Origin of the sequence: Streptomyces sp. NPDC006610, assembly GCF_040611575.1 — a bacterium.
Taxonomy (GTDB): Bacteria; Actinomycetota; Actinomycetes; order Streptomycetales; family Streptomycetaceae; genus Streptomyces.
Window position 1 is genome coordinate 212,612 of record NZ_JBEXOP010000008.1, and the last position, 9,556, is coordinate 222,167.

The following is a 9,556-nucleotide window of genomic DNA, read 5'->3' on the forward strand; positions in this document are numbered from 1 at the left end:
GACGCCGCCGCCAAGCCGTCCGTGCGCCCCCGCGCACACGACCCGCCCCGAAGGGACGTTTCCATGCCGCTCGAAGCCGGCCTCCTGGAGATCCTCGCCTGCCCGGCCTGCCACGCACCCCTGGAGGAGCGGGACGCCGAGCTGATCTGCACCGGCCAGGACTGCGGCCTGGCGTACCCGGTCCGCGACGGCATCCCGGTCCTCCTCGTGGACGAGGCCCGCCGCCCCGCGTAAGGCCGCCGCCCGCGCACGCGCCCCACACCGTCCCGGCGAATCGGAGGCTGCCGCCCCCATGCTCGACGAAGCGCTGCTCGACAATGCCGAGGCCCTGGCCGCGGCCGACCACCGCGGACTGCTGCGCGGCGCCGCCGAGGCCGGCGCCCGCGTCCGCACGGCCACCCGGCACGCCGCCGAAGCCGGCGTCGGCTCCCTCGAGCCCGACGGCCGGCCCCGCGCCGTCCTCATCGCCGGCCCCGGCGCCGCCGCCACCCAGGCCGCCGACCTCCTCGGCACCCTCGCCGGACCCGGCAGCCCCGTGACCCGGCTGGCGCCCACCGGAGTCGCCCCCGCCGCGGGCGCCCTGCGCTGGGAACTGCCCGGCTGGGCCGGCTCCGTGGACCTCCTGCTGATCGCCACCCCGGACGGCACCGAGCCGGGCCTGTCCCTGCTCGCCGAACAGGCCTACCGCCGCGGCTGCACCGTCGCCGCCGTCGCCCCCGCCGGCACCCCGCTCGCCGAGGCCGCCGCCGGCGCCCACGGCCTCTTCGTCCCCCTGGCCACGGCCCCGTACGACCACGAGGAACCCCTCGCCGCGTCCGCCCCCGGCGTCCTGTGGGCCCTGCTCACCCCACTCCTCGCCCTACTGGACCGCATCGGCCTGCTCGCCGCCCCGCCCGACGCCCTGGACAAGGTCGCCGACCGCCTCGACCTCGTCGCGGAACGCTGCGGGCCCGCCATCGTGACGTACAGCAACCCGGCCAAGACCCTCGCCGCCGAACTCGCCGACGCGCTCCCCGTCGTGTGGACCGAGGGCACCTCCGCCGGACCGGCCGGCCGCCGCTTCGCCGCCGCCCTCGCCGAACTGTCCGGACAGCCCGCCGTCGTCGCCGAACTCCCCGAGGCGCTCGCCGCGCACAGCGCCCTGCTGGCCGGCCCGCTCGCCGCCGGCTCCGACCCCGACGACTTCTTCCGCGACCGCGTCGAGGAACCGCCCGCCCTGCACGCACGCGTGGTGCTGCTGCGGGACCGCCCGATCGGCGGCCTCACCGCCGCCCCGGCCGCCCGCGACCTCGCCCTCAGCCACGACACCCCGATCAGCGAACTCGAACCCGAGGCCGGCGGCGAGCTGGAGACCCTCGCCGAACTGATCGCCATCACGGATTTCGCCGCCGTTTACCTGGCGCTCGCTTCCAGGGCCTGACCTGGCCCAGGAAGCCCTGACCCACGCACCTGAGAGAACCCATGGACCGCCTGGACAACACCATCCGCCCCTACGCCTGGGGTTCCACCACCGCGATCCCGCACCTGCTCGGGACCGAGCCCACCGGTGAACCGCAGGCGGAGATGTGGATGGGAGCGCACCCGGGCGCTCCCTCGCGCACCGCGCGCGGCACGCTCGTCGACGTCATCGACGCGGACCCCGGCGGGGAACTCGGCGAGGCCGCCGTCGCCAAGTTCGGCCCCCGCCTCCCCTTCCTCCTCAAGATCCTCGCCGCCGGCGCCCCGCTCTCCCTCCAGGTCCACCCCGACCTCCGGCAGGCCCGCGAGGGCTACGAGGACGAGGAGCGCCGCGGCATCCCCGTCGACGCCCCGCACCGCAACTACAAGGACGCCAACCACAAGCCCGAACTCATCTGCGCGCTCACCGAGTTCGACGGCCTGTGCGGCTTCCGCGCCCCCCTGGCCGCCGCCGAACTCCTCGACGGCCTCGGCGTCGACTCCCTCAAGCCCTACGTCGACCTGCTGCGCGCCCACCCCGAGGACGCCGCCCTGCGCGAGGTCCTCACGGCCGTGCTCACCGCCGACCGCGACGAGATGGCCCGCACCGTCGCCGACGCCACCGCCGCCTGCACCCGCATCGGCGGTGTCTACGCCCCGTACGCCGGCATCGCCCACCACTACCCGGGCGACCCCGGCGTCATCGCCGCCATGCTGCTCAACCACGTCCGGCTCCAGCCCGGCGAGGCCCTCTACCTCGGCGCCGGCATCCCGCACGCCTACCTGAACGGCCTCGGCGTCGAGATCATGGCCAACTCCGACAACGTCCTGCGCTGCGGACTGACCCCCAAGCACGTCGACGTCCCCGAACTCCTGCGCATCGTCCGCTTCGAGCCGGGCGACCCCGGCGTCCTGCGCCCCGAGGCGTCCCCGGACGGCGAGGAGGTCTACGAGACCCCCATCGACGAGTTCCGCCTCTCCCGCTACGTCCTCCCGGAGGGCTCCGCCGCGCACGACCTCACGCGCGTCACCCCGCAGATCCTGCTCTGCACGGCCGGCGCCGTCCGCGCCGGCGAGCACGAACTGACGCCCGGCGGGTCCGTGTTCGTACCGGCGGGCGAGAAGGCGGAAGTCTCGGGAAACGGCACGCTCTTCCGCGCCACGGTCGTCGCCTGACGGCACGGCTGCAACAATGACCCACCGGCAAAGGACGGGCAAAGCCCCGAGCGGGGTACTCGACGTCTCCGGAACGGCACACGAGGTACGAAGGGACCACGCGAACACATGAGCGCGTCAGGCGGAACCAAGGCGATCGTGGCGGCACTGTTCGCCAACCTCTCGATCGCGGTAGCGAAGTTCGTGGCGTTTCTCTTCAGCGGCTCGTCGTCGATGCTCGCCGAGTCCGTGCACTCCCTCGCCGACTCCGGCAACCAGGGCCTGCTCCTGCTCGGCGGCAAGAAGGCGCAGCGCGAGGCGACCCCGCAGCACCCGTTCGGCTACGGCCGCGAGCGGTACATCTACGCCTTCCTCGTCTCCATCGTGCTGTTCTCCGTCGGTGGCATGTTCGCCATCTACGAGGGCTACGAGAAGATCAAGCACCCGCACGAGATCGAGCACTGGTACTGGCCGGTCGGCGTCCTGGTCTTCGCGATCATCGCCGAGACCATCTCCTTCCGGACGGCCATCAACGAGTCCAACGCCCTGCGGGGGAAGCAGTCCTGGAAGGAGTTCGTCCGCCACGCCAAGGCCCCCGAGCTGCCGGTCGTGCTCCTGGAGGACCTCGGCGCGCTCGTCGGCCTGATCCTGGCCCTGTGCGGCGTGAGCCTGGCGCTGCTGACCGGCGACGGCGTCTGGGACGGCATCGGCACCCTCTGCATCGGCATCCTGCTCATCGTGATCGCGATCGTCCTGGCCGCCGAGACCAAGTCGCTGCTGCTCGGTGAGGCCGCCGGCATCGCGGAGGTGCGCAACATCGAGGCCGCGCTCGTCGACGGCGACACGGTCACCCGCATCATCCACATGCGCACGCTCCACCTCGGCCCCGAGGAACTCCTCGTCGCCGCGAAGATCGCCGTGCGGCACGACAACACCGCCGGCGAGATCGCCTCCGCCATCGACGCCGCCGAGACCCGTATCCGTACGGCCGTCCCGATCGCCCGCGTCATCTACCTGGAGCCGGACATCTACCGCGAGGCCGAGGCCGCCAAGGGCGCCGACCCGGAGGCCACCCCGGGCGGCCCCGCCTCGCACCCCGCCGGCCACTGACCCACGCCACGAAAGGGGCCCGCCTCGCCAGGCGGGCCCCTTCGCCGTGCCCGGCCTCAGAGGTGCTCGGGCCACAACACGGTGTGCTGCGCCGGACTCCGCCGCGCACCCCGCCCCGCCAGCGCGCAGCACAGCCCCACGACCGCCGCCAGACCGAGCAGCCCCGCGACCGCGTACGGCGCCACACGCGCCCGGCCCTCCGTCACCCGCCCCCGCACCGCGTCCACCGGCACCGTGCCGTCGTGATCGTCGAGGAAGTAGCGGGAGTCCCGCGAGTTCAGCCGGTGGTCCCCCAGCAGAAACAGCCGCCCCTCCGGCACCCGCACGTCGTACTCCAGCGGGTGCGACCCGTTGGCGATCCCGTCCTTCACATACGGCTCGACCAGCGGCCTGCCGTCGACGCTGATCCGCTGCCCGGCCCTCTCACCCCGGCAGCACACGATCCGGTCGCCGCCGACGCCGATGACGCGCTTCACCACCGGATCGGGCCCGTAGCGCTCGGGCAGTGTGATGAGCACCACGTCACCGCGCCGCACCTCGCTCCCGCCGACCCGCTCGAAGAGGATCCCGTCGCCGGGCCCGTACGTCGGCGTCATGCTCTCCGACCGCACGGTGGCCGACCCGAATTCCCCCCTGAAGGCGAGCAGCGACGCCACGATCCCCAGGACCCCGACGCCCAGCAGCACCCACCCCACGACCAGCAGCCTTCGTCCCCTGCCCACACCCGTCCCCTCCCGCGCTCGTCCACCCGGCCGCAGGGAGGCCACCGTACCGATCAACGGCCCAACCCCCGCCCCCCGCCCGGCGATCAAGGCCGCGCCTCCCGGCCGGAACGGCGCGATCTGTTCGCAGACGGACTGGGGACCGCCCGCCCGATCGGTGTAGCTTGGGTGGGAGCCAGACGTCGCTGCTGATGGCGGTCGGGCGGCCCGACAGGGGCCGGCCGAGGGAGAGAGGGCCTCCGACGGACTGCGCTGCGCGCACGCGGGCATGCCTGTGTGCTCTTCGGGCACCCTGGTGTCCGCCGCCGCGCAGATCAGCCGTACCCACCTCGACCCAATCACCGAGGAGCAGCCCGAATGACCACTGTCGACAACCGACAGGACTTCAAGGTCGCCGACCTCTCCCTGGCCGAGTTCGGCCGCAAGGAGATCACCCTCGCCGAGCACGAGATGCCGGGCCTGATGGCGATCCGCAAGGAGTACGCCGAGGCGCAGCCCCTGGCCGGCGCCCGCGTCACCGGCTCCCTGCACATGACCGTGCAGACCGCCGTCCTCATCGAGACCCTGGTCGCCCTGGGCGCGCAGGTGCGCTGGGCGTCCTGCAACATCTTCTCCACCCAGGACCACGCGGCGGCGGCCGTCGCGGTGGGCCCGAACGGCACCCCGGACAACCCCCGGGGCGTCCCGGTCTTCGCCTGGAAGGGCGAGACCCTGGAGGAGTACTGGTGGTGCACGGAGCAGGCCCTGACCTGGCCGAACACCCCCACCGGTGGCCCGAACATGATCCTGGACGACGGCGGTGACGCCACCCTCCTGGTCCACAAGGGCGTCGAGTACGAGAAGGACGGCAAGGTCCCCTCGCCCGACACGGCCGAGTCCGAGGAGCACCGCGTCATCCTCGAACTGCTCACCCGCACGGTGCGCGAGACCCCGCAGAAGTGGACCCAGCTGGCGTCCGAGATCCGCGGCGTCACCGAGGAGACCACGACCGGCGTCCACCGCCTGTACGAGATGCACCGCGAGGGCACCCTCCTGTTCCCGGCGATCAACGTCAACGACGCCGTCACCAAGTCGAAGTTCGACAACAAGTACGGCTGCCGCCACTCCCTGATCGACGGCATCAACCGCGCCACCGACACCCTCATCGGCGGCAAGACCGCGGTCGTCTGCGGCTACGGCGACGTCGGCAAGGGCTGCGCCGAGTCCCTGCGCGGCCAGGGCGCCCGCGTCATCATCACCGAGATCGACCCCATCTGCGCCCTCCAGGCGGCGATGGACGGCTACCAGGTCACCACGCTGGACGATGTCGTCGAGACGGCCGACATCTTCATCACCACGACCGGCAACAAGGACATCATCATGGCCTCGGACATGGCCAAGATGAAGCACCAGGCGATCGTGGGCAACATCGGCCACTTCGACAACGAGATCGACATGGCCGGCCTCGCCAAGATCCCCGGCATCGTCAAGGACGAGGTCAAGCCGCAGGTCCACACCTGGACCTTCCCCGACGGCAAGAAGATCATCGTCCTCTCCGAGGGCCGCCTGCTGAACCTGGGCAACGCCACCGGCCACCCGTCGTTCGTGATGTCCAACTCCTTCGCGGACCAGACCCTGGCCCAGATCGAGCTGTTCACCAAGCCCGACGAGTACCCGACCGACGTCTACGTGCTGCCCAAGCACCTCGACGAGAAGGTCGCCCGTCTCCACCTCGACGCGCTCGGCGTGAAGCTGACCACGCTCCGCCCCGAGCAGGCCGAGTACATCGGCGTCAAGGTCGAGGGCCCGTACAAGCCGGACCACTACCGCTACTGAGCCCGCGGCAGTTCCCCCGCGCTTTCCGCGCATCCCAGGCGGTCCGTCCGCCGAGGCAGGCCCCCGCACCCCCGTGCCGGGGGCCTGCCCCTTGGGCGGAACGCCTTCGTCAGAACCCAGGACCCCGATGCCCCGCGGCCGTTATTCGCTCCATGATCCGCACGATCACACCCCCCTCGCGGAAGAGCACTTCCACTGCGCCCCCGGCCCCTCCGGCTGGCGCTACGTCTCCCAGCTGACCACCCCCGCCGGCGATCACCGCGGCTCGGTCGACCTGGCCCTCGACGACCTCGGCCGCCCCATCCGTCTCGAACTGCACGCGGCGGGCTGGCAGGTACGTGGCGCCGCCCTCGACGGCGTCACCTGGGTGCGCACGGACCCCACCGGCGCGCACGCCACCGAAGGCAACGTCCCCGCACACGCCTTCACCGGCACGTCCCCCGCGTTCCTCATCGCCACAGCACGCCTGCTGTCCCTCACCTCCCCGGGCGCCGCGACCCGCGTACGCCTCGTCGCCTTCACGGACCCGGTCCTCGCCCCGCGCACTCTCGACCAGTCCTGGGCCCTGGTGAAAAGCGAAGCACACGCCACTGACAACGGCCCCCTGACCGTGGACGAATACCAGGTCACAGCCCTGGACACGGGTGAGCAGCACCTCGTGCACCTCGCCGGCGACGTGGTCCTCGCCGCCCCCGGCATCGAGTTGGAAGACCTCGACTCGCCGCCGTCCGCGTTCCGCTGACCCGTCAGGCGGGCGGCGCGAACCCGGTGGAGGGCCGGTCGGCCGGCGACTCGGCGGAGGAGGGCTCCTGCCGCGGAGCGGAGGAAGCGGGCGGGGCGGCGTGAGGAGGAACGCCGTGAGGGGCGCCGTACCCGGCCGAAGGGGCGGAGGCGGGCGCGGACCGACCCTGCCCGGGAACCGGAGGGGCGGCGCTCGTGGCAGACCCGTGGGCGCCCGGCACCGCACCCGTCGCCGACGCCGACTGCACGCCCGCTGCCGTCGGCCCCCCGAACGCCCGCCGTGCCTCGCGGGCCTGCCGCTCGTGCACCACCGCCGCCAGGTATGCCGCCGGAGGCACGCCAGGCGGCACGGGAGTCCCCGTCCGCGCCGCCAGATCCCCGGCGAGCCGCTCCGCCATCGTCCAGCCGACCTGCGGGTCGAGCTGCCGCATCCGGGTCAGGTACTGACGGACGGCGAGCCACAGCCCGTCCGGGACCGCCGACAGATCCAGCTCCGCGAACCGCCCCGCAAGCCACGGCGGGGGAGGAGGCACGAACCCTCCCACCCGGGCGACCGGCACCCGCTCCCGTACGACGAGCGTTCCCGCGAACACGTCCCCCAGCCGGCGCCCGCGCGCCGAGACGAGCGAGGCGATGCAGGCGACCGTGCCGAACGTCAGCAGGATCTCCACCATCCCGATCGCCCCCCGCACCAGCGCGTGCCGGAACCGGATCGGCCCCCCGTCGTCCCGCACCACCCGCAGCCCGCACGCCATCTTCCCCAGCGACCGCCCATGACTGAGCGTCTCCACGGCGATCGGCGCACCCACCAGCACCAGCAGGAACGACGCGATGGACAGCGCGGTCTGCGCGGCGGCGTCCAGGGAAGCCGTGGAGACGATGAGCACCAGCGTCACGGCGACATACACGGCCAGCGCCAGCGCCAGGTCGAGCAGCACGGCCAGCGCCCTGCTGGGCAGCCTCGCGGGGCGCAACTCCAGCGCCACCGCCTCGCCCGTCACCAGCTCGCTCACGCCTGCCGCCCTTCCCCTGACCCAATCGAGAACAGCCAGTCTGCCAAGCTGAGGGCACATCGCGCCCCAGTACGACAAGCTGACCCTTACGACGAGTCTCCGGCACAGCGCCGACGATCAGCCGAGGAGCAGGAACACCGATGGACCTCGACGTCTTCGTCTCCGCCCACCGTGCGGAGTGGGACCGCCTGGAGGACCTGCTGCGGCGCCAGAACCGCCTCACCGGAGCCGAGGCCGACGAACTCGTCGCGCTCTACCAGCGCACCGCCACCCACCTCTCCCTGATCCGGTCCAGCGCCCCCGACCCCCAACTGACCGGCCGGCTCAGCCAGCTCGTCGCCCGCGCGCGGAGCGCCGTCACGGGGACCCGACGCGCCTCCTGGCGCGACGCCACCCGTTTCCTCACCCAAGGCTTCCCCGCCGCGGTCTACCGCTCCCGCCACTGGTGGGTGCCCACAGCCCTGCTGTCCACCCTGGTGGGGGCGCTCCTGGGCTGGTGGATCGGCACGGACCCCGCCGTCCGCGCCTCCATCGCCGCTCCCAGCGAACTGCGCGAGCTGACCCGCCCCGGCGGACAGTACGAGACCTACTACTCCAGCCATCCCGCGGCGTCCTTCGCCGCCCAGGTCTGGACGAACAACGCCCAGGCCGCCGCGATGTGCCTGGTCCTGGGCGTCTTCCTGGGGCTGCCGGTGATCTGGATCCTCTTCCAGAACATGCTCAACATCGGCATCGGTCTCGGCCTGATGTCCTCGGCCGGCAGGCTCGACACCTTCCTGGGCCTGATCCTGCCCCACGGTCTCCTGGAGCTGACGGCCGTCTTCGTCGCCGCCGGCACCGGCCTGCGCCTCGGCTGGACGGTGATCGACCCGGGCCCCCGCACCCGCCGCACCGCCCTCGCGGAGGAGGGCCGCGCGGCCGTCGGCATGGCGATCGGCCTGGCCCTGGTCCTGTTCGTCTCCGGAGCCATCGAAGGCTTCGTGACGCCCTCGGGTCTGCCCACCTGGGCCCGCATCACCATCGGCGTCGTCGCCGAGCTCGGTTTCCTCGCGTACGTCTGGGTACTCGGTGGTCGCGCGGTCCGTGTCGGCGAGACGGGCGACGTCGCGGAGTCGGAGCGCAGCGCAACGGTGCCCACCGCAGCCTGATGTGCGGAGGACCCTGTCGAGCTGCTAATCTCCTCTTCGCCCCGCAGGAGCTGTTGACACGGTTCGCGTGGGGAGGTAGATTCAACTAGTTGCCTGGAACTGGATCTGATCCGGTCGGCACCTTGAGAAACTATCCGCTTCTCGAAGCATCGCTTCCGAAGAAGCCTCTCCCGATGAAATCGGAAACGGATGGCCGGTCAATGCGGTCCGAAGCTTCTGATAAAGTCGGAACCGCCGGAAAGGGAAACGCGGAAGCGGGAACCTGGAAAGCACCGAGGAAATCGGATCGAAAAGATCTGATAGAGTCGGAAACGCAAGACCGAAGGGAAGCGCCCGGAGGAAAGCCCGAGAGGGTGAGTACAAAGGAAGCGGCCGTTCCTTGAGAACTCAACAGCGTGCCAAAAGTCAACGCCAG

Annotated in this window: 9 protein-coding genes; 7 read left to right on the forward strand and 2 right to left on the reverse strand. The window is 72.0% G+C overall.

Annotated features, from left to right (window positions below; all coding sequences use genetic code 11):
* Nucleotides 1-63: 63 nt before the first annotated feature.
* From ABZY13_RS09515 to ABZY13_RS09530, 4 genes are all read left to right on the forward strand, one after another.
* Nucleotides 64-234 (forward strand): Trm112 family protein, encoded by a 171-nt coding sequence (locus ABZY13_RS09515; protein ID WP_079163527.1) that lies wholly within the window; start codon nucleotides 64-66, stop codon nucleotides 232-234.
* A 58-nt stretch (nucleotides 235-292) separates the two neighbouring features.
* Complete coding sequence (locus tag ABZY13_RS09520) at nucleotides 293-1,420, forward strand: SIS domain-containing protein (protein ID WP_356628485.1); 1,128 nt, start codon at nucleotides 293-295, stop codon at nucleotides 1,418-1,420.
* 41 nt (nucleotides 1,421-1,461) lie between these two features.
* Entirely contained in the window at nucleotides 1,462-2,613 is a 1,152-nt protein-coding gene (manA, locus tag ABZY13_RS09525; protein WP_356628487.1) for a mannose-6-phosphate isomerase, class I, read from the forward strand.
* 108 nt (nucleotides 2,614-2,721) lie between these two features.
* Nucleotides 2,722-3,702 (forward strand): cation diffusion facilitator family transporter, encoded by a 981-nt coding sequence (locus ABZY13_RS09530; protein ID WP_356628489.1) that lies wholly within the window; start codon nucleotides 2,722-2,724, stop codon nucleotides 3,700-3,702.
* A gap of 56 nt (nucleotides 3,703-3,758) precedes the next feature.
* Here ABZY13_RS09530 and lepB read toward each other — a convergent pair whose 3' ends face one another.
* Nucleotides 3,759-4,424 (reverse strand): signal peptidase I, encoded by a 666-nt coding sequence (lepB, locus tag ABZY13_RS09535; RefSeq protein WP_356628491.1) that lies wholly within the window; start codon nucleotides 4,422-4,424, stop codon nucleotides 3,759-3,761.
* A gap of 357 nt (nucleotides 4,425-4,781) precedes the next feature.
* Here lepB and ahcY point away from each other — a divergent pair, with 357 nt between their 5' ends.
* Nucleotides 4,782-6,239: an adenosylhomocysteinase gene (ahcY, locus tag ABZY13_RS09540; protein WP_356628493.1), complete on the forward strand. Its 1,458-nt coding sequence runs from the start codon at nucleotides 4,782-4,784 to the stop codon at nucleotides 6,237-6,239.
* Between the two features lie 127 nt (nucleotides 6,240-6,366).
* Nucleotides 6,367-6,981, forward strand: a complete 615-nt coding sequence (locus tag ABZY13_RS09545) for a hypothetical protein (RefSeq protein WP_356628495.1) — start codon at nucleotides 6,367-6,369, stop codon at nucleotides 6,979-6,981.
* 4 nt (nucleotides 6,982-6,985) lie between these two features.
* On the opposite strand, the gene ABZY13_RS09550 is transcribed toward ABZY13_RS09545, so the two are convergent.
* The gene (locus tag ABZY13_RS09550) at nucleotides 6,986-7,993 is read right to left on the reverse strand and encodes an RDD family protein (RefSeq protein WP_356628497.1); all 1,008 of its coding nucleotides are present in this window, start codon (nucleotides 7,991-7,993) and stop codon (nucleotides 6,986-6,988) included.
* Nucleotides 7,994-8,133: 140 nt separating this feature from the next.
* On the opposite strand from ABZY13_RS09550, the gene ABZY13_RS09555 reads away from it, so the two are divergent.
* Nucleotides 8,134-9,141: a stage II sporulation protein M gene (locus ABZY13_RS09555; RefSeq protein WP_356628499.1), complete on the forward strand. Its 1,008-nt coding sequence runs from the start codon at nucleotides 8,134-8,136 to the stop codon at nucleotides 9,139-9,141.
* Nucleotides 9,142-9,556 lie beyond the last annotated feature (415 nt).